This window comes from Vibrio pomeroyi, assembly GCA_041879425.1.
Lineage (GTDB): Bacteria > Pseudomonadota > Gammaproteobacteria > Enterobacterales > Vibrionaceae > Vibrio > Vibrio pomeroyi_A.
Genome location: CP090855.1, coordinates 1,458,811 through 1,479,756, shown reverse-complemented (window position 1 = coordinate 1,479,756; position 20,946 = coordinate 1,458,811). Strand labels below are relative to the sequence as shown.

The window sequence follows — 20,946 nt, the reverse complement described above, 5'->3', positions numbered from 1 at the left end:
TGATCTCCCTATTCTTTTTGTGTTCATTATTCTGAATTTTCCATTCACTTATCTTGTTTAAAATCTCTGTAAAACTACCACTATTTGGTTACAGGGATCTTATGTTTAACAGTATACGTACGCGAATTGCGGTGAGTGCAGGTGGAGCAATGGCTTTCACTCTGTTGATCGCAATGGGCATGACCACCAGCGCATTTACCGATGTGAACAAACAAGTCACTGAAAAAGTAAAGACGCAGCTGACAGACGCCACAACGACAGATTTGCAAAACACAGCCATTCAACAAGGTTTAAACATTGCCAACCAACTTGACCCTGTACTAGCAAACCTTAAGCAAGCACGCTCCATTATCGAGTTAAGTTCAGAAACCAACGCAAGCGCAGACCTTATCGTTAAACAGTTTACTGCCGCCTTGGAAGCACAAAACAAAGCTGTATTTGCGGGTTACATGGTGTGGGAGAACAAGACTTGGCCACAACAAACCGATCTGAATAACGAGATCAGCTTGGACACCGAATTAGGTTTTAACAGTCAGGGCTACCTTGCGCCTTTCTTCTCTCCAAATGATCAGAACAGCTTTGATGCCGTCGCAATGGAGAGCTTCAGCAATACCGAACTCAACAGCAACGGCGAGCGCAAAGACGACTGGCACTTAATGCCATACCAAACCGGTAAGACATTTGTGATGGAACCCTATTTCTATCCAGTTCGCGGTAAGCAAGAGCTCATCACTACCATCAGCCAACCAATCAAACAAGACGGAAAAATCATTGGCTCAATTGGCTTTGATCTGTCTTTGTTTGAGCTTCAAAGCCAAAGTGAATTGCTTGCACGTAACTTGTTTGATGGCGAAGGAAAAATCCTTATTACATCATGGAAAGGCATAACTCTCGCCAATAGCCGAGCTGGAAACATGGTGGGCAAAAGAGTCTCTTCTGAATTGGAATCCGAATGGTCGACAATTCAATCTATCGCTAAGCGAGAAGGTGCAGGCCTTGTTAATTTCGGCGGAGATGAGTACGCGATTACCGCAATTGATACGAGTGATGCACCATGGGTAGTCATGGTATCCGTTCCCAGTAGTCACCTTACAAAAAGCGTCGACGACTACACGCAATGGAGTGATGCACAGAATTCAAAAGCACTTGAAAAAGGTGTGTGGGCGGGGATCATCGCAGCTATTTTAGGTATTGCCTCAATGGCATTCATTGCCAATTCTCTGGGCAAGGTTCTAAACAATTTAGTAGAGCGTTTTAAAGATGCAGCACAAGGCGAAGGCGACTTAACTTACCGCATTGAAGTGAAAGGAAAAGATGAAACCGCTCAGCTTGCACATTGGTTCAATACCTTCCTATCTCGTATGCAAGAGATGCTACTTACCGTGATGGTAACGGCCGACCAAGTAGATAAAAACGCAACAGAAGGCCAAGCTCGTGCTGAAGTTTCACGTGACCAGTTGAACTCTCAGGTTAACGAGGTGAACTCACTTGCCACAGCCATTAATGAAATGAGTGCGACTGCGCAAGAAGTGGCAAGCTCAGCCGTTCAAGCAGCCGCGGCAGCAAGCCAAGTACAAAGCAACAGCCTTAATGGCATGACACGCATGGACAATGCCGCCAGCGCGGTAGATAGCTTGGCTGTTCAGGTCAATGACGCACAGCAACAAACGCAAAATTTAGTCGATTCGAGCACCGCTATTCAGGGTATCTTAAGCGAGATTGGTGGTATTGCAGAACAAACAAACCTACTAGCGCTTAACGCGGCGATTGAGGCTGCACGTGCGGGTGAAGCAGGACGAGGCTTTGCTGTCGTCGCAGATGAAGTACGTAACCTCGCCAATCGCACTCAAGGCTCGACAGAAGAGATTCGCTCGATGTTGGCTCGCCTAGAGCAAGAGACTCAATCTATCGTGATATTGATGGAGCAAAGCCAGAAGCAAGCGAATGACACCAAAGGCGAAACCCAAGCAGCACATCTCGCCTTGTCGGAAATCAACCAAGCGATTGAAGTGATCAACGACATGAACAATCAGATTGCTTCCGCGGCTGAAGAGCAAAGCTCAGTATCAGAAGAGATTAACCGCAATGTAGTGATCATCAATGACACCGCTGTGGAAGTGATGGGCACCATGACATCATCAGTAGCAATCAGTAATGAGCTGACAGTGAAAGCCGGAGATTTGCACGGTGAATTGAGTAAGTTTAAGCTCTCTTAACGCACGTTCAGTCTTCCATAAAAATAAGGCCGAGAAACACCATGTTTTCTAAGAAACACAATGTTTTCGGCCTCTTCATTTCTTAATTCCCGCTCAGCTCCAAACTCATCGATTGCAGTTCATCTATTAAATCTTACGGAACAAAACTAATCAGACTCTAATTCCACAAGTTGATTGAGCACTTCTTTGTCTAATACAGGATGATGCTTACTCGCAAGGATCAGCACAATATCCACTGCTGGTAACGGCGGCATATCTTCAAGGATTTTCAAATCCGGAGTCACGCTAAGCTTACCCATAGCACCAATCGCTAAACTCGCTTTAACAATTGCTCGCTGCGCTGAAGCCGTATTGCTACAAGCCAACAGTTGATAAGGCGTACCCTGCTTGGTTAAGCCATTCACAGCTGCGGCGTGGTACTTACAATCCGTTTGAAACAGAGCTAATGGAACAGGCTTGGAATCATCAAACGTATAATCAAGGCTGCTTATCCAAACGCCCACATCATGAGTGAGCCAGTATCCCTCTTCGCTGTCGGGCGCTCGGGTGACAATCGCTGCATCTAAACGGCCATCATCTAACCATTCTCTGAGCGTAATACTTGGCAGGCTGAATACTTGGATGGAACAGGTGGGTTCAGCTTGCTGCAACAGGCGAATTACTTTTGGAAGAATGGTGTCGTTATAATCTTCAGGGCAACCCAACCTCAGAGGCTGTTTGTCTTCATAACGCTTCACTTGTTTAAGCGCAGTATTGTGGAGCGCAACCAACTGCTCCGCATGAGAACGCAGCGCTAAGCCCGCTTCAGTAAGCACTAAATTACGCCCCTCTTTTTGAAAAAGGGTCACGTTAAGCTCTTCTTCTAATTTACGCATCTGCGCACTGAATGCCGACTGGGTGCGATTAATCTGTTTCGCGGCACGAGTGAAGCTACTGGTTTCCACGAACGCGAGAAAGCCTCGCAAAGCATCAATATCCATATTGAAATCACCACCCATCGTTTTTATTAATGTCTGTCATCAAAATTATCCGTTAGTGCGCCGCAATACAATCCCCTAAGCTCAAATGCATACCCACCAAACGCAAGGAAGCACCTATGCAGCTTTATATCGCAAACCAGAACTACTCAACTTGGTCACTTCGTGCATGGCTCATATTCGACCATTACAACCTCGATGCAGACATTATTAAACTCAAGCTGTTCACCTCAGATTTTTACGACACGTTAGCGAAGGTGACACCGACAGCCAAAGTCCCAACCCTAGTTGATGGTAATGTCGCGGTGTGGGATTCATTGGCGATTCTCGAATATGTTAACGATGCCTACTTGAATGGTGCGGCATGGCCAGCTTCCGTCGCAGAGCGAGCTCTCGCCCGTGCAATCTCGGCAGAAATGCACTCTGGATTTTTTAACATCAGAAATGAGTTACCAATGAACTGCCGCGCCAAAAGAAAGCTCACGCTCAGTGATGGCGCATTGAAAGACATCGCTCGCATCGACGCAATATGGTCTTCACAAATGGAACAATACCCAGAGGAATGGTTGTTCGGCGAGTGGTCAATTGCCGATGCAATGTTTGCACCTGTAGCACTGCGCGTAGAAACCTATGGCATCCAGCTTTCAGAAAAAGCCCAACAGTATCAACAACGCGTGCTCAACAGCCTATCAATACAAAAATGGCTAGCAGAGGCTAGCTTAGAAACTGATGTGGTTGAAGAAGACGAAGCGGGCGAACCTGTGTAAAACACCGCTCCCTTTCAAGGCTCACTACTCTGTGAGCCTTCCTATAAACAACAATAATGTAGTCGACTGTGATCACCGAATCACAATGTGCAGACCTGATTGTTTATATTCAAAAAAATCCAATTCGTTAAGATAAACATCATGTTACGAACCTCTATCGCATTACTCAGCGTTACCAGTTTCGCTGTATCTGCCAATGTCACCCTTCCCTCTGACGAAGACTGGATCAATCATGCTTCAGAAGGGCTTGCACCTTATTGGCTAATGCCGAGTGCTCAGGGAGAACCAATAGGCAACTTCCCCACTTTCCGCTGTGATGATGGAACATTGCTTGATGTGGCTAACGTTTGTCCTGAACTCGATAGAGGTTGGATCACTCCACACTTCGGCAAAGAGTTCACGCGTATGAAATCGCGTCAAACCTATGCCTATGGCGTGCTCTACCATCTGACCGGAGACAAACAAGCGTTAGTGCTTGCCAAGCAAGGGGCTTACTACCTTATTGAACACTTAGAAGATGAGCAAAATGGTGGCTTCATTAGCTTTACTAAAGACAGTAAAGCAGGATTGGAGTGGCAGCAGCGAACGGCTCAAGATCAAGCGTATGCACTGGTTGGATTGGCGATGTACTACTACTTAACTCAAGATAAAAAAGTAGAAGAAGCGCTCATTGCCCAACAAGCGTTTATCTTTGATAAATATCGACTTAACGACAACAGCGGTCTTGCTTGGGTACTTGCCGATGGCGAAGGTGGCACAGCCACACAACGTGAATTGGTCGCGCAACTTGATCAGATTAACGGTTACATGCTGTTAGTCGCTCCCCTACTACAAGAGCCCATCAAGACACAATGGCTTGATGACCTGAATTGGCTCACGCAAACCATGGTCGAGCACTACCACTCTGAAGATGAACAACGCTTCTACGGTGCCATTCACAGCAAAGCAGCGATGATGCCCAATGCCAATCACAACGATTTTGGACACACCATCAAAGCGTATTGGATGACTTATCTTACAGGCCAAACACTGGATAACTCCGAATGGAAAGAATTCGGTATGAATGGGATGAAGCACACCTTAGACCAAGCTCAATATCAGAAAGAGTTCGTGAGCGTATCCCAATATTTTGGCGAAGAACTTCAGAATGCATGGCAAGGACAAGAGATTACTGGATGGCAAAGCAGACCAAACACGAACTGGGCTTCGTCATGGGAGTGGGCAGAGCTCGACCAAGCCGCAATGACGGTATCGCTGGTCGATGGTTCAATGAAAGAAGTTCTGCAATACACGCTACCGACGTTTCATGATGTATGGGTTGATCACAAATATGGCGGCGTAGGGCTTGAACCCAAACGCACTAAGGCTTTCCATTGGGGCAACGGCTACCATCAGTTTGAACATGCTTTGATTGGCTATTTATATGCTCGACAAGAGGAAGGCAAGCCCGCTGTACTTCACTACGCAAGGCCAACCAATAGCGAGATGCCAATGGAGCCGTATTACTATCAAGGCGATGTAGTTAAGTTGGAGACCACTGGAGATGGCTCGCAGGCAGTCAGCTTCAATAACATTCGACCTTAGCGTGAGCTGTCTGCACTGATGAACTTGAGATGCAGGGGAATGGACAAGTTCAAAGAGCTAACACAATAGTGATATCGCAGACCAAACAAAAGCCGCTGTTAATCAGCGGCTTTCTTGGTGGAGATAAGCGGAGGTTAGTCGCCCAACCCTGTAATTGGGCTCATCGAGTGATAAACGGTTTTCACGTCACCAGTCATCGACAATGAACTCAAGTCATCAATGAAGAAACGGCTGGTCATTGTGTGCTTACCGCCATTGATAAAGATTTCGATCACTGACTTATCGACATAAACCTCGATGGTTTGCTTGGTGCTCAACCTCGGAGCTTTTCTCACCAAGCCAAACTCTTCCGCGTAAAGTTGAGACATCTTACTGCGATCAAGCATGAACTCCGTTTCTGTAGCACTGAACACGATGTTATTGCCCGCAGCATTAGCGAGCGTTAATTCAAACTCGTCCGTTTCCGTTTCAAGCTGAACCATGAAGCTGGTTGTATCCAGTTCAAGAACGCTCTCAACCACGACAGCTTCGCCTTGCAGCGCTTTCAATTCAGGTAAAGCCGACTGCACCAGATAGCCATCTTGGATGTGAAGCTCGCGTGGCAATGACAACATGCCCGCCCACTGATGTTCATTAGATGGTGTATCAATCTCAGGCAGACCAATCCAAGCAATCAGAATGCGGCGACCTTTATCATCTAAGTAAGTCTGTGGTGCATAAAAATCGAAGCCATAATCTGGCTGCGCAATATCTTGATGGTTTTCCAGTTCTACCGAATCTAGATTTAGGCGGTCGCCGACAATATAAGCCACCGAGTAGATGTTTTTGAAATCGTATGGGTTTTCGCTAGACACACCTTGTGGAGAAAACAGCATCACCGACTGGTTGTCTATTTCAAAGAAATCTGGGCATTCCCACATATAGCCAAGGTTGTTGTAACGAGTTTGAATTGGACCTTTGTGCTGCCAATTTATCAGGTCTCGGCTTCTATATAACGCCATTGAACCAGTCTCTTGAGGCGTTTGAGCCCCCACAACCATCAGGTAATCGTCGCCCTGTTTCCACACTTTTGGATCGCGGAAATGTTCTGTGTAGTGATCGTTTTCGATAACCACGCCGTGCTTTTCTATTTTGCCGTCATCAGACATCTTGGCAAAACATTGAGTTGGCACTCGCAACCAATTTTCATCGCGCTTGTTACCTGTAAAAAACAACAATGCATTGTCGTTTTCAACCAATGCACCGCCAGAGTAAACACCATGAGAGTCGTAATCTTGGTCTGGGTGTAGGCCAATGCCGTGGTCTTCGAAATGAACGAAGTCTTTAGTCGAAAGGTGGTACCAGTACTTCATACCATGAACTGGGCCAACTGGCGTCCATTGATAAAATAGATGGTGCTCACCATTAAAGAAACATAGGCCATTCGGGTCATTGAGCAGACCAAATTTAGGCGCAATATGGTAGCTCGGATAGCCAACATCTTGTTTGCGAAGATTGACCATCGCATCAATGCTGTCTTGGGAAATATCTTCTATACGACGATATCTTTGCTCTACCGTCCAGTTCGAGTTCAAACTCATACACTCCCCTCTACGGAATTCGTATTTGGAGCGTCTTTTTGAATAAACTGAGTTAGAGCCTCTTGCGTTGGAAGTGCGGTCATCGCGCCTTTTTGCGTGGTTGCCAGCGCACCGCAACCATTCGCCCACAGGATTGCAGAATCAACGACTTGTTGATTATTCCACTCTTCATGTTGAGAAAGCTTTGCCAGCAAACCGCCAACAAAAGCATCGCCTGCACCCGTGGTATCCACTGGCGTCACTGAGCGACCTGAAATCAGCACACCTTGTTTTTCAAATACCCGCCAAACGCCTTTCGCACCCTGAGTAACCAGAACAAGCGTATTGTTAAGATCTGCAATATGAGCCAAACCTTGTTCCATCGAAGTTGAATCGGTTAAGAAATCCAGTTCTTCTTCTGAGAATTTAACCACATCAGCCAATTCAACCGCTTTCATGACCACAGACTTAATTTCAGATGGGTTTTGCCACACTTCATCACGAAGGTTTGGATCGAAGCTGATGTAACCGCCCGCTGCTTTCATACGTCGGATCGCTTCGAAGGTACTGCTTCGGCTTGGTTCATTAGCCAAAGAGATTGAGCAGACGTGTAGCCACTCGTTTTTCTTAAATTCGGGAATATCTTCAACAGACATAAACTGGTCGGCACTTGGCTTAACCATAAACGTAAAACTGCGCTCGCCTTGGTCATCAAGATCAACCACCACGGTTGACGTGCGTTGTTCAGGGTCCTTCACCAAACGCTCGGTATTCACACCTTCCTTTTGCAGAGTCACTTCCATAAAAGTGCCAAACGGGTCGTTACCCACTCGGCCAAAAAATGCACTTTTGCCTAAAAGGCGAGAAATCGCTACCGCGACATTGGCTGGCGCACCGCCCGGACACTTCAATAATGTCGCGTCAGTCTCCGGAATGAGGTCGACGACGGCGTCTCCAGTTACCCAAACTTGATTCATCTTTCTTACCTTAAAACTGAAAATCATGACAACCGAAAGCAAGGTGACACTTCACGCTGTCATGTAAAAATATAAAAAGGCTAGCTAAGCCAAATCACCTAGCTAGCACCCCAAAGCTTAGGAAATGAAGTGAAAAGGGGGGCTTCACTTCTAGGGAGAAACGTTAAGCTGTTGCTTTAATGTTTTGCTTGCTGCTCTCACGTAGACCTAATACAACGGTCAGCGCAAATGCAGTTACGAACGCGATAATCATACCTACCACGTAGTAGCCAATTTTTTCTGGCGATATTGAGATGATGCCAGGAATACCCGCGGCACCCAGTGCTTGTGCTTTCACATTGAACATGGTGATAAATGCGCTTGAAACCGCAGCAGCACAAACCGCAGCAATGAATGGGTAGCGAAGCTTCAAGTTCACACCGAACATTGCAGGTTCAGTAATACCAAGCAAACCGGTCACACCAGAAGGAATCGCGATACCTTTCATTTTCTTATCTTTACTCATGAAACCAACCGCCAGTGCCGCTGCACCTTGAGACACGTTAGACATCGCCGCGATAGGGAAGATGAACGTACCGCCAGTCGTTGCGATATCCGCAAGCAGCTGAGTTTCAATAGCAATAAAACTATGGTGCATACCAGTAATAACGAATGGTGCATAAATCAAACCAAACACCGCACCACCGATGAAGCCAGCACTGTTGTATAGCCAGTTGAGACCGTCACCCAGTAGGAAACCGATATCACGTGTAAATGGACCCACAACCGTGAATGTCAGTAGGCCAGTCACGAAAATAGCCAGTAGCGGCGTTAGCAAGTTATCCAGAACCGAAGGAATAACTTTACGTAGGCCAAGCTCAACTTTCGCTAGAATAAACGCAGAAACAAGAACGGGCAGTACTGAACCTTGATAACCCACTTTCTCAATTTCGAAACCTAAAATGTTCCAAACTGGAATGCTGCCCGACACTGATGCGCCACCGAAGCCCCAGCCGTTAAGCAAGTCTGGGTGAACCATCAACATACCTAAAGCCGCGCCAAGGTATGGGTTACCACCAAACTTCTTACTCGCTGAAAATGCTAATAAAATAGGTAAGTACACAAAAGGAGCATTAGCAAATGTATTGATCATGTTTGCTAAGTCGGTCAAACCCGGATTAGCGTCGATTAAAGATTTGCCATCAATGAACAAGCCTTGAGCCGTCAATAGGTTGTAGATACCCATCAACAAACCACCAGCAACAATCGCCGGAATGATTGGTACAAAAATATCAGACAGGCCTTTCACCGCGCGTTGCAGGATATTTTGATTGTCAGCTCCTGCAGACGCTACATCGTTGGTCGACATTTCCGTCATTTCAGTCAGCTTAGCCAACTCAGCATAAACTTGGTTAACGATGCCTGAACCAAAGATGATCTGATATTGACCTGCTACTTTAAACTGGCCCTTAACCCCTTCTAGGTTATCAATCGCCTGTTCATCAATTTTATCTTGGTCTGCGACTGCAAGACGCAGACGAGTCGCACAGTGTGCAAGTGCGGTGATATTACTTTTACCACCTAATAGAGAAAGCAGCTCTTTTGCTATTTTTGGATAATTCATTACATACCCCATTGGATTATCATTTGAGCCTTTGAATTTTCGGGAACGTTTGCAAAACAAATTTTTGCCTAGAAATAACAAATGATCAAAGATAAGTGCTCAATACTGTGAGAGTGATCTTCAAATTATCTCCCTAGGATCAGAAGACAGGGTTAAAATCTCCTTATAACAGGTAAATTTGATGCTCTGTTTGCAAACAATCCCAAAACTAAAATTACAATTGGATAATGAATAATGGCTAGTCTTCATGATGTCGCTCGTCTCGCTGGAGTTTCCAAGTCGACGGTCTCAAGAGTAATCAACGATGAGTATGGCGTAAAAGACGCGACCAAGGTGAAGGTGCGTAAAGCGGTTGAAGAGTGTGGCTACCTCCCAAACCAAGTCGCTAAAGACTTAAAGTCTCAGAAAACCAACCTAGTTGGCGTGATTGTTCCTAGGGTTTCTTCCCACGCCACATCTCAAGGTGTCGATGGTTTAACCGCCGTCTTAGAGCAAGCGGGCAAGCATGTTTTATTAGCCAGCACACACCAAACACACCATAAAGAACTTGAATATATTCAGATATTTAACCAAAAGCGCGTTGAAGGCATCATCCTGTACGCGACCCACCTCGATAACAAATTAGTCAAAGCCATTCAAAGCTCTGCTGTGCCGGTGGTATTGGTGGGTCAAGACGGGTCAATGTTTAACATCCCAAGCATTGTGCACGACGACACTCGCGTAGGGTTTGAAGCGGGTAATCGCTTCATCGCGAAAGGTTGTAAGCATATGGGATTCATCGGCGTGCAAGGCGATGATATTGCGGTTGATAAGATGAGATCGGAAGGCTTCGCTCAATCGCTTCAATTTAACGACCTCACACTGCAATTTCACGCCCGTGGCGACTTCACCATAGAGTCAGGTTACCAACTGGCTAAACAGTCTCTAAAAGAGCACACCAAGCTCGATGGCCTGTTCTGCGCAACTGACCGTATCGCAATCGGTGCGATTAGAGCCATTCAAGAAGCTGGCCTCGTTCCAGGAAAGGATGTCTTGGTACTCGGCGTGGGTGACGATGAACTTGCTTCAGTATGCACACCAACGCTATCTACGTTTAACTATGCGTTTGATAAAGCGGGAGAAAATGGAGCCAAGCTGCTGCTCGACCGTATTGAGAAAAAAGGCTTTGAAATGAGCAAGGTGGTGTTGACCTTCACCACTATTGACCGAGAGTCTTGTTAGCGATTTATCTCAGAGGTTTAGTTATCCCAAGATGAAAAAATGCCAACCTTCGAGTTGAAACGATAAGGTTGGCATTTGATGATGCGACTATCACATCATGAGTAACACTCTCTATCTAAACGATATATCAGGCAATTAGAACCAAGTTTCCATTTGCAGTGCAAACAGAACCTCGCCGCCCTCTCCCATCGTTGCAGCATCAGCTTCAGTACTGATCGAGTAACCATTCAGGTCTTCACTCCAATCCACATAGCTCACAGCGAAACGCAGTTCTGGTCGGTCAAAGAAACCAGTGCTAGTTGAAAGCTTCAGTGTTGGTGCCACTGTCGCTTTGTAGAAACCGCCGCTCGCTTGCTCTGTCGAGTTGTCTAAATCCATGTATTGCAATGAACCTTCGTAAACCATCTCAAAGTTCTCTGTGAACTCTTGAGCTAATCGAACGTTTAAAGAAGCCCATGTGAACTCGTCATTCTTCTTCAAACGGTCTTGGCTATGCTCTGCCATTAATGCAGGTGCTAAGCGCCAGTTGTCGCCAATGCGAGTGACACCGTAGCTAAACAGACGAACGGCTTTTGCGTCATCCAGTAGGTCACCATTTGAACCGATGCCTTTTAGCTCTGCACCCAAGCCGCTACCCATTAACATGCCCGTTTTAGAGAAGCCTTCGCTCAGACCAAAGAAGTTGTCTCCATGGTACGCAAACATTGCGTGTACACCGCTTTCAGCTGCGCCATTTAAGCGACTATCGTTGTCTGCTGAGGTCATACCGCTCAACATCACTTGCCATTGGCCAATGCGGTTATTCATGGTTGCAATGTAGTTTTCTACATCTGTTGATGAGCTATCAATCTCGCCAAAATCTCGGCCATAAATAGAGAAATTCGCTTTCCAGTTGTCGCTCACCTGAACATCGTAAACGCCCGCACCAGTACCTGATAAGAAGACAATATCCGAATCGAAAAAGTGAATATCAAAGTTGTCGCGATCGAATCGTTTACCCGCCCAAAACGTTGCGTCAGAAAACGCTTCAGATTCAGAGAACATGCTCAAGCGGCTCAGTTCTGAATACACTTGTCGTACATTCAACTGGCTTTCACTGGCTGTCCATTCATTATTTGTTTCAGTACTGTCGGCTAACATGATACGAAACAAGGCACTAGAACCATCATCCGCAAAACGCTTATGAATCAAGTTAGCTTCAACGTAATGATCATCTTCCACACCAAGTCGTCCAATAGGCGCACCAATCGCACCCGCCGCTGTCATGTAAGGACCAGTACCTGTCGCGCCGTTTAGGTCATCGTTGATCAATAACCCAGAGCGTGCATAGCCGTGAAACTCAAACGAAGAAGCCTTTTCATTGGCTTCGGTAGAAACCTGCTCCGTTTGTGCAACTCTTTGTTCTAATTCATTAATACGTTGCTCTAATGCTGCAACGTCTTCACTTGCTAATACCGATGTAGTCATTAGCCCCATTGTTACAGCAACCGCTAAAGTGTGTAGTTTCATTCTTATGTTCTCACGTTAATTGTCTTGGATTGCTTGCAAACGTTCCCAAAATAATTCGTAAGCGCATTTCGGCTTATACTTTTGATGTACAAGCTCTATATCGAAGAAGAAATAGAAATCAGTCGTGTTGATTACTTCACTTTTGTATCTGGGTGGATGATAGATCGATACTTTCGGGAACGTTACCGAAAATGCATAATTCTGATAACTTTGTCACAAGTGAAATTGATTAATGGGCGAAAAATAGTGTATCGCGCACATTGCTCAACGAATAAAAACGAGCCTATGATTGAGCTTAAGCGTATTAAAGTCTTCCATTGAAGCGAAGGTAACCATTAAGTGAGCATCAATTAGGAAAAACAGAGGCAAAGCCTGAGATGAAGTTTCAGGCTTTTTAAATGCAGAGCATTCTCACCAACAGTGGGAATGTTTTCGAAGTCAGGTTAGCTTTTCTGGCCGTGGTTGAAAAGGCATAAATTCGTTGATGCCGCTACTTTCTTTTACCCTGTTCAACTAACTTCTCATTCCATGCCGTATTACCGTCTCGCTTCGAGACATCATACTCTGCACAGAACTGAGATATGGTCATGTTGTTGTCGCCGGTCGCTAATTTTAGTGCCAGCTGAACTTGTTGAAGCTTGCTTTGCAGACGCAGGATCTGACCTGCATTTGGGCTTTTCTCTTTGGCATACTTTAAGGCTGCATGTTTACGCTCTGCCGCCCCAGCTCTACGATCCGCTTCTGATAACAGATACTTTAGTTGCGCGACACTCTTGCCCTTCTTAAAAGCTGGGTCAAGTAACTCAACGCATTCATCAAAAGATGGATCTATAACGTAGGGATCAACTTTATGAGCTTGTTGCCGCATCCACTCTAGTGCGAGTTCTTCATCTGACATATTCGAATCTTTACCAAAGAAATAGCCGTATATGGTATCGCTCAATAGCAAACCGCTGCAATAGTAAATTGAATGAGTTCGCACCTTTTTAGTCGGAAGCTTGTGCCTATGACTATCAAACATCAGTTATCAAACATTAATTCTAAACCGTCTGTTCTCAGCCACAGCTCAACCCAGAGATGCTTCCCCATTCAATTCATCAACTGACAACGATTAGCGCATCAGAAACAGCTCTTCGTGGTAGTGCTTTTCAATATCAAATTGATAGGTGTCTAATTCTTTTTTCAGCGATGTTGAGAACAACTCTGGCCCGCAGAAATACATCTCGTATTCGTTGAGGTCACCGCATTGATTGACAATTCTTCCGGCATTCAGTCGCGGTGAATGTAAGGTATCTATCACGGTTAACTTCACACCAACCTCGTGTGCCAAGTGCCCCAACTCATCGATTAATTGCTTATCAACACCGCGAGTACAGTAAAACAGTTCGATGCGCGGATGATCTTGCTCTGTTTTGAGCGCTTCAAGCGTAGCAAAGAACGAAGCTATCCCGACACCACCCGCAATCCAAATTTGAGGCTTGCTTAGATCAAAATCAAGTCGACCATAAGGCCCTTCAACCGTAACCGCATCGCCCGCTGTCACTCGATCATAAAGGCCATTGGTAAAATCACCCAACTCTTTGATCAAGAAACGCAGCTCTGAATCTTTACAGCCAGACACAATGGTAAACGGATGCGGGTCTTCATTACCGAAACGCAAGTAAGCGAACTGCCCTGCTTTGTGGCCTTGCCAAGATGCATCCGGCTTTAACACCAGCTCCATCACTTCAGCCTGTGGAAAATAGCGAGTCGAAGTGATAGTCGCTGAGTGACGATTACGACGCCCTACCAAACCCAATAAACTGTAAATCGCGGCGATAGATCCAACCAAAGCAAATGCCACTGTTAGGTAATAAATCGGCTCTCCCCAATACGCTCGTTTAAGCAGTATTACCGAGTGAAAAGCGATAAACAGGTACGCGACCGACATCAGGCGATGTGACAACTTGAACGGTTTGTATTTCACCGCTGCCCATAGTGACGCCACAAGTAGAACGAGTAATAAGTAAAAACCCCACTCGCCGATGCTTTGCGCAATACCGCGCAGTTCATTGACCCACAATTCCCAGCCAGTCAGCACCGCTTGTGTCCCTGAACCATCGTGTCGAACAGGCTTATCCAATACGCCAGACGTCACCAGTGATTTAGGGATTTGGTACCACAACCAGTGCGTGACACCCATCGCTACACCACCGATACCAAGCCATTTATGGACTCGATACGCTTTATCCATACCTTTGAGCCAATTCTCGACCATAGGCAAACGCATCGCCAAAACCATGGTGATGGATATTAACATCAGAGACAAAATACCTGAGTACTGAATCATGGCTGAACGCCATTCAAAGACATCGCTTGAAGCGAATAATTGCGGTTCCATCGCAAACCAAAAGGCTGACATTGTGGCAATCATTGCCCAAATGATATTGCGGACTGTTTTCATTTTTTAACACTCTTAAAGACGACATCATTACTTTAGCTTGCGTGATGTCAAGCGACGTCAACATGCGTAAAACTATGCAAAGACACACGCTCAGCTGATCGTTAGAGGGTGCTTACGCGTAAATAAAATTTGGTTAGTGAACAAGTCTTAGAAAACAAAAAAATGGGAAGAAAAGAAGATATGAAGGACCTCACCCTGTCAAAACAAGACCTCCATGCAATGGACCAGCGCCATCGTACTCGCTTGATCAATTCTTTGTCTGGATTCAAAAGCGCCAATCTCATTAGCACATGCGATAACCAAGGGGTCACAAACTTAGCTGTGATAAGTTCAGTGGTTCACCTAGGGTCGCACCCGCCGCTGTTTGGCTTTATCGTGCGTCCCAGCAAACGCCGTCGCCACACGTTAGAGAACATCCTTGAAACCAAGCACTTCACTATTAATAGCATCGGTGCGGACTTCGTTAAAAAGGCACACCAAACCTCAGCACGCTACCCAAAGTCAGTATCCGAATTCGAGGCGGTGGGTCTTACACCTTATTATGACGATGATTTTCCGGCGCCATTCGTTTTAGAAAGCAGTTTGAACATCGGGTTGGCTTTCAAAGAACAGCTCACAATCGAGAGCAATCAAACCCAAATGCTGATTGGAGAAGTCATTACCATTCATGCACCTAAAAGCGCAGTGATGCCAGATGGCTACTTGGATTTGGAAGCGTTAGATACCGTCACCGTATCGGGGCTAGACAGCTACCACGTGACCCAGAGACTGCATCGATTAAGTTATGCCAAACCCGATGAACCTTTGTTTCCGCTAACCCGCGAAGGCGACCCAACATCGTGGTAAATCTTTAAAGCAAAACTCGACTCATTTTGTTCGGCAATTGGCTGTGAAAAATGGTAAGTTTCTCAGCTCAACTTGTGTGCCTTACAAGATGGCGGCACAGCTTCTAAATACTCACTTTGCACCCTGCTCCAAGGACTCCTTTGAAGTTAACCCACTTTAAATACAAGACGCGCAAAGGCCCAGACTATCGCCATGGTGATCAGGTGTCTTTCATGGACATCAAACAAACCTTCGGTATGGGCAGCATTCGTGTGGGCGCTTGGGTAACCAAAGAAGAGAAAGACTTAGCCGCGAACTTGATATTCGACTCTTTAGCAGACCTGGCTTATATCTTGGCTTTACCACCAGAAGCGATAGGCCTGCGTGGCACATTAGGTTTAGCGTTCGGTAGTGGTGGCAGAAAAGGCGTGCAAGCACACTACGCGCCTAACCAACGTGAATTAGCACTCGCCAAGAACGCAGGTGCTGGCGCGCTTGCCCATGAATTTTGGCATGCGTTTGACCACTATATTGCCGAAAAAGCGTTTGAGATTGGCGATACCTCTGGCCCACGAAAACACATCTTATTTGCCACTGACTGTTGGCTGCACGATAGAAAGGTGCGACCTCACCCATTAAACGAGAGTTTGATGTCGCTGTTCGACGCCACACTACTCAGTGAGAATAACTTGGACAAACACGATTATGTGGCTCGAAGCGTGATTGCCGACAAAGCAACCTCTGCCCGTTACTTCTCATTGCCAACAGAGATGATGGCTCGCGCTTTTGAATCTGCGATTGAATCCTGCTCAGATATCGAAAACGCGTATCTCGTTGACGGTACGACAAAGCCTGATATGTTCCCTCTCTATCCAGATCTCACACATCGAGAAGAAATCTACAATGCGATGCAGGGGTATTTTGCACCGTTAGGCCGATCTTTGAGTAAATAAGGCTTAGGGTTGCACATGACGCCTTCCTTACAACCAAGGCTAAACCAGCATCCCGAACTGGATATATAGAAACGATAACCAAAATAAACTAATTCATTTTCAAAATCTGAGCGTTTGGTCGACATACCAAACGGCTGTAGAGTGAAATCATCACCACTTACTTGACCGCAAGACGAATAACCTCTCTGGCTGAGTCTTTCTCCGGCCTGGTCAAACACACCATAGACATGACCAAGATGGTTAGTCATGTAGTAGATATTTTGCTTACTCTGCTGGCGCATTAACAAGCCAGCGACACCGCCTTTTAGCAAAAGGCAAGACCTGACCCTACTATCCTGTGTTTGCCCTATAGCAAAAAGCAAAAACTGCCCCCTTTATCTTGTGTTTCTTAAAGGCAAGTATTCGAACTCTACCTTACTTCAAATTGAGCAATCATCAATGTTGGTTTTTATTAAAGGCATTGGGTAATTAAATACTCCTTTATCGTCGACGACCATGAGCGCTTCAAGAGTATTCACATCAGAAAAGTAGTGAATTTTGGAATTATACTCAATTAAGTATATCTTTTTTCCTCGAATTTCTTCTTCTAGCCTAATCCACGATCGTTTCTCTTCCGGCATTTGACTCATATTCTTTCCAAATGCAATCGTAGCACCCAGAGACTTCTTATCTAAATACATAAATGCATATGACCGTTCATTCTTCGAAAGCAATAGCCAATCACTCGATATTATATAGCAAGTGTCATCATCTAATATGACATCCTGACTAACTAACCTCTTTAATTTTAGGAAAAAACCTTTCCTCTTCCGTCGGCCAAACTAAAAGTAACTAAATGACTAATTAAAATGAAGAGAGTTAAAGATACTAGTTTTTTATTCATAAAAGCTCACCGACAACATACCCTGTAGCTAAATCAACTTGACTACCTGGCAGCGGTCCCGTCACGCTTGTACCTGGTACAGATTTTGCCGCGTTGTAAGTAGCTGAAGCTGCTTTCTTATAATGGCTCTGCATATCATCACAGTACTGTCTAGCCTTCTATGGGATAAGTATGCCTTCTCTCTCTCTGAATTAAGCAACAAAACCAATAACTAACCTCATTAGCATTTCTTGGAAACAAAGACCTATTAATTAATAATTCAATAGCATATCAATGTAAAATTAGGACTCTGACTGAATATGCTACTACTTTTTTTAAGAGTCATATAACTCCTATCAATTTCGCACGCTGGTAGCGCATAACCAGAAATTTTCTCACCATTTGTAATCCCCTTAAACCTGCATACATTGTTTGATTCAGCGCCATTTGCAAGTTTAATTGTTGGTTTACAATAAACCTCCATAATTTCAAACTCTTTTATCTCCGTCGAACCACTCCCTACTAGAGTCAATTGGAACATCATAAAAACCAGTACGAACGCGGTCACTGCAACTAACATCATTTTAATTTGGGTTTTCAGATTATTTCTCACATACAACTCCTTTGACCAATCGACTATACACATCAACTCCCACACATAGTGGCCTCGATGGTGGAAACAATGTACTAGCCATGTCCGCTACCGTTTGTGTATACCCAGCAGTATCACATGCTTTTTTCTTAGCTTTTTTTTCACCTTTTTCAATACTGTCTTTTACCTCTTGCGGGTAATAATCCTCTGTAGGCCTATTGGGTATATATGGTATTGGGAATGCTTGCTTGCCATCCGGATCCACATACCCTAACGGGTCACCATCCACATACGCATAAAGGTTAATCCCGCCTTGCTCTTGCAGTGGGTCGCGGTTTAGCCAGCGGCCCAAGTTGGGCATATAGAAGCGATAACCAAAGTAAACCAACCCACTGGTAAAATCTGAGCGTTTGGTCGACATACCAAACGGCTGTAGAGTGAAATCATCACCACTTACTTGACCGTAAGGCGAATAACCTCGCTGGCTGAGTCTTTCGCCTGCTTGCTCAAACACACCATAGACATGACCGAGATGGTTAGTCATGTAATAGATATTTTGCTGGCTCTGCTGAAGCATTAATAACCCAGCGACACCGCCTTTTCTATATGGTCGCTACAGCTACCACCTTATTTACTACAATTTCTAGTTGTGGTTGTACGAAAGTAACATCACATAATAATTCAGAGACAAAGCCTTTTGTCTTAAAGCAAAAACAAGGCATCACTCTATTCAATGTCTTTCAATATAAGCCATGAATAAATAGGCCAAGCAATGCATGAAATCACTAAATACTGTAGTGGGATAGATATAAAGTTAACAAATGGTATGCCGAGCAAAACCAAATTATCATTTGTAAATTCAATATACAAAAAGTCATAAATAAAGTTGTAAGTTGCTTCTACAAATGACAACATCATTGCAACTTGAATGAATTGATTAAATTTCATTTACATAATTCCTAATTAAATAAATGCACAGAAATACTCTGCATGATTTCATTCTTGGTTTGAAGTTCCTACTCAAACTCATATGCTCTAATTTAATTTCAGTCCTTCAATATAATATATTTAATGAAAATTCAATATCACAAGATACTTCTCTTAAAACTTGAAACTAAACTAAACTAAACTAAACTAAACTAATAACAATACTGCCTAATACTTAGTATCCACGCGGTTTTCCTAAGCCTTTCCAGATATCATACAACTGATGAGGCGAACCATTTCATTAGACCTGACCTTATTATTTACTTTTACTCCCAAGCACTAACAGGATCACATAGCTCCAACGGAATAAAAAAACACCTCATTTCAAGAAACCCCTTTAATGATTCTGATTCGCTATCTGATATTTCTTCATAAAAGAGATTTAAATATTCTTCCTTATAATCTAATCCTTTATGATAGTTGTTTTTATAATTCTCCATATACGCATATAAAGCAGGCTTATTTCCATGATCAATTATTTCCTCTAAACATGTTAAATCATAATTACCACTATTTGAAAATTTCCCACTAATAATAGCATCACAATATAAAACTTTATACTGTAGTTGCTCCTTATCCTTCACTTTATTTAATAACTTATCAGATTTATCATATAACCAATTTCGGCTAGGATAGTGCATATATGAGCGCGCAAGTAATAACTTACTTTGATCATCATCTATGGTATCCACTGCCATTTCTAAATAACAATCAATTTTCTTATAGTTAATCTCACCTATATTCCCCAACATCCCATAAAAATAGCAGTCCGTTAGTTTTTTATACCCTTTATGAACACCGTTATCGGCATTTTCTTTTAAAACCTCACACTCCTTTACTATGTCAATCATTTCCACTTCCCTTTCTTTCGATAGTATATCGAATGACAACAATGACGAAATAGACACTAAAAAAACAATTATGTAATTAACAATTACTTTCATTTAATAACTCCATTCACAATATATTCCACATGATTGATATCTAAAATATTCAAACACTGTTTCCTGCGCCTCAGATTTGGATTTTTTTGCAGAAAAAACTATTTTAACTAGTTTTTTATTCGTAGCGTCACATGAAGCTTTGCTTTGCGGATTACTACTTTCTGGTTCTATTAGAAGACTTTCTATCCACAAGTTTCTCATATTCTCAACACAATCATGTACACACTGGCTGTTCGTTTGGGTTGAGTAAACTGCGTGGTCCCATGGATTGGGATTTACCGGTCTGCCCTTTATTTTTCCATCCGAATCTACATACCCTAACGGGTCACCATTTACATACGCATAGAGGTTTATCCCGCCTTGCTCTTGCAGTGGGTCGCGGTTAAGCCAACGGCCTAAGTTGGGCATGTAAAAGCGATAACCAAAGTAAACTATACCACTGGTAAAATCGCTGCGTTTGGTCGACATACCAAACGGCTGTAGAGTGAAACCATCACCACTTATTTGCCCGTAAGGCGAATAACCTCGCTGGCTGAGTCTTTCGCCAGCCTGGTTAAACACACCATAGACGTGACCAAGATGGTTAGTCATGTAGTAGATATTTTGCTGGCTCTGCTGACGCATTAATAAGCCAGCGACACCGCCTTTTCTATCTGGTCGCCATACATTGTTTGCTAATACGTTGTTCTCGCTGTCACGCTCTTGCAGCTCAATAAGGCCTAAGCGAACAAAGCGTTTCTCTAAGGTTTTAATATTGCTTTCAAAACGCTGATACACTCTTAGAAAATGATCGTGACCATACTCAAATCGTTCCTCAATCTGAGTGCCACTTTTCTCAAAACGAATCGCGGTCAGTCTGTTCTCAGCATCATAGTCTGTGACAAATGGAATCTAATTTGGTAAAAGGCCTCGAATCAAATTCCCATC

At 44.2% G+C, this 20,946-nt stretch carries 17 protein-coding genes; 6 read left to right on the top strand and 11 right to left on the bottom strand.

What is annotated here, in order from left to right:
* The first annotated feature begins 101 nt into the window (after positions 1 to 101).
* Positions 102 to 2,216, top strand: a complete 2,115-nt coding sequence (locus L0992_22420; GenBank protein XGB69151.1) for a methyl-accepting chemotaxis protein — start codon at positions 102 to 104, stop codon at positions 2,214 to 2,216.
* 146 nt (positions 2,217 to 2,362) lie between these two features.
* Here L0992_22420 and L0992_22415 read toward each other — a convergent pair whose 3' ends face one another.
* Positions 2,363 to 3,214: a LysR family transcriptional regulator gene (locus L0992_22415; protein XGB69150.1), complete on the bottom strand. Its 852-nt coding sequence runs from the start codon at positions 3,212 to 3,214 to the stop codon at positions 2,363 to 2,365.
* Positions 3,215 to 3,312: 98 nt separating this feature from the next.
* Here L0992_22415 and L0992_22410 point away from each other — a divergent pair, with 98 nt between their 5' ends.
* Complete coding sequence (locus L0992_22410; protein XGB69149.1) at positions 3,313 to 3,960, top strand: glutathione S-transferase family protein; 648 nt, start codon at positions 3,313 to 3,315, stop codon at positions 3,958 to 3,960.
* Between the two features lie 141 nt (positions 3,961 to 4,101).
* Positions 4,102 to 5,544, top strand: a complete 1,443-nt coding sequence (locus L0992_22405; GenBank protein ID XGB69148.1) for an N-acylglucosamine 2-epimerase — start codon at positions 4,102 to 4,104, stop codon at positions 5,542 to 5,544.
* Positions 5,545 to 5,678: 134 nt separating this feature from the next.
* Here the strand turns inward: L0992_22405 and L0992_22400 are convergent, their stop codons facing one another.
* The 3 genes from L0992_22400 to L0992_22390 all read right to left on the bottom strand — a co-directional run bounded on the left by L0992_22400 (position 5,679) and on the right by L0992_22390 (position 9,683).
* The gene (locus L0992_22400) at positions 5,679 to 7,124 is read right to left on the bottom strand and encodes a sucrose-6-phosphate hydrolase (protein XGB69147.1); all 1,446 of its coding nucleotides are present in this window, start codon (positions 7,122 to 7,124) and stop codon (positions 5,679 to 5,681) included.
* Complete coding sequence (locus tag L0992_22395; GenBank protein XGB69146.1) at positions 7,121 to 8,080, bottom strand: aminoimidazole riboside kinase; 960 nt, start codon at positions 8,078 to 8,080, stop codon at positions 7,121 to 7,123. The genes L0992_22400 and L0992_22395 overlap by 4 nt, the downstream gene beginning before the upstream one ends.
* Positions 8,081 to 8,243: 163 nt before the next feature.
* Entirely contained in the window at positions 8,244 to 9,683 is a 1,440-nt protein-coding gene (locus L0992_22390) for a sucrose-specific PTS transporter subunit IIBC (protein ID XGB69145.1), read from the bottom strand.
* A 234-nt stretch (positions 9,684 to 9,917) separates the two neighbouring features.
* On the opposite strand from L0992_22390, the gene L0992_22385 reads away from it, so the two are divergent.
* Complete coding sequence (locus tag L0992_22385) at positions 9,918 to 10,904, top strand: LacI family transcriptional regulator (GenBank protein ID XGB69144.1); 987 nt, start codon at positions 9,918 to 9,920, stop codon at positions 10,902 to 10,904.
* A 135-nt stretch (positions 10,905 to 11,039) separates the two neighbouring features.
* Here L0992_22385 and L0992_22380 read toward each other — a convergent pair whose 3' ends face one another.
* The 3 genes from L0992_22380 to L0992_22370 form a co-directional block, all read right to left on the bottom strand.
* The gene (locus L0992_22380; protein XGB69143.1) at positions 11,040 to 12,413 is read right to left on the bottom strand and encodes a carbohydrate porin; all 1,374 of its coding nucleotides are present in this window, start codon (positions 12,411 to 12,413) and stop codon (positions 11,040 to 11,042) included.
* A 490-nt stretch (positions 12,414 to 12,903) separates the two neighbouring features.
* The gene (locus L0992_22375) at positions 12,904 to 13,311 is read right to left on the bottom strand and encodes a hypothetical protein (GenBank protein ID XGB69142.1); all 408 of its coding nucleotides are present in this window, start codon (positions 13,309 to 13,311) and stop codon (positions 12,904 to 12,906) included.
* A 213-nt stretch (positions 13,312 to 13,524) separates the two neighbouring features.
* Entirely contained in the window at positions 13,525 to 14,856 is a 1,332-nt protein-coding gene (locus L0992_22370) for a ferric reductase-like transmembrane domain-containing protein (protein XGB69141.1), read from the bottom strand.
* Positions 14,857 to 15,036: 180 nt separating this feature from the next.
* Between L0992_22370 and L0992_22365 the strand changes: the two genes are divergently transcribed.
* The gene (locus tag L0992_22365; GenBank protein ID XGB70408.1) at positions 15,037 to 15,702 is read left to right on the top strand and encodes a flavin reductase; all 666 of its coding nucleotides are present in this window, start codon (positions 15,037 to 15,039) and stop codon (positions 15,700 to 15,702) included.
* A gap of 140 nt (positions 15,703 to 15,842) precedes the next feature.
* Complete coding sequence (locus L0992_22360) at positions 15,843 to 16,634, top strand: hypothetical protein (protein ID XGB69140.1); 792 nt, start codon at positions 15,843 to 15,845, stop codon at positions 16,632 to 16,634.
* A 1,464-nt stretch (positions 16,635 to 18,098) separates the two neighbouring features.
* Here L0992_22360 and L0992_22355 read toward each other — a convergent pair.
* The 4 genes from L0992_22355 to L0992_22340 form a co-directional block, all read right to left on the bottom strand.
* The gene (locus L0992_22355; GenBank protein XGB69139.1) at positions 18,099 to 18,632 is read right to left on the bottom strand and encodes an RHS repeat-associated core domain-containing protein; all 534 of its coding nucleotides are present in this window, start codon (positions 18,630 to 18,632) and stop codon (positions 18,099 to 18,101) included.
* A gap of 182 nt (positions 18,633 to 18,814) precedes the next feature.
* On the bottom strand, positions 18,815 to 19,036 hold the full coding sequence (locus L0992_22350; protein XGB69138.1) for a hypothetical protein: 222 nt from the start codon (positions 19,034 to 19,036) through the stop codon (positions 18,815 to 18,817).
* A 305-nt stretch (positions 19,037 to 19,341) separates the two neighbouring features.
* Positions 19,342 to 20,019: a hypothetical protein gene (locus L0992_22345; GenBank protein ID XGB69137.1), complete on the bottom strand. Its 678-nt coding sequence runs from the start codon at positions 20,017 to 20,019 to the stop codon at positions 19,342 to 19,344.
* On the bottom strand, positions 20,020 to 20,796 hold the full coding sequence (locus L0992_22340) for an RHS repeat-associated core domain-containing protein (GenBank protein XGB69136.1): 777 nt from the start codon (positions 20,794 to 20,796) through the stop codon (positions 20,020 to 20,022).
* Positions 20,797 to 20,946: the final 150 nt, after the last annotated feature.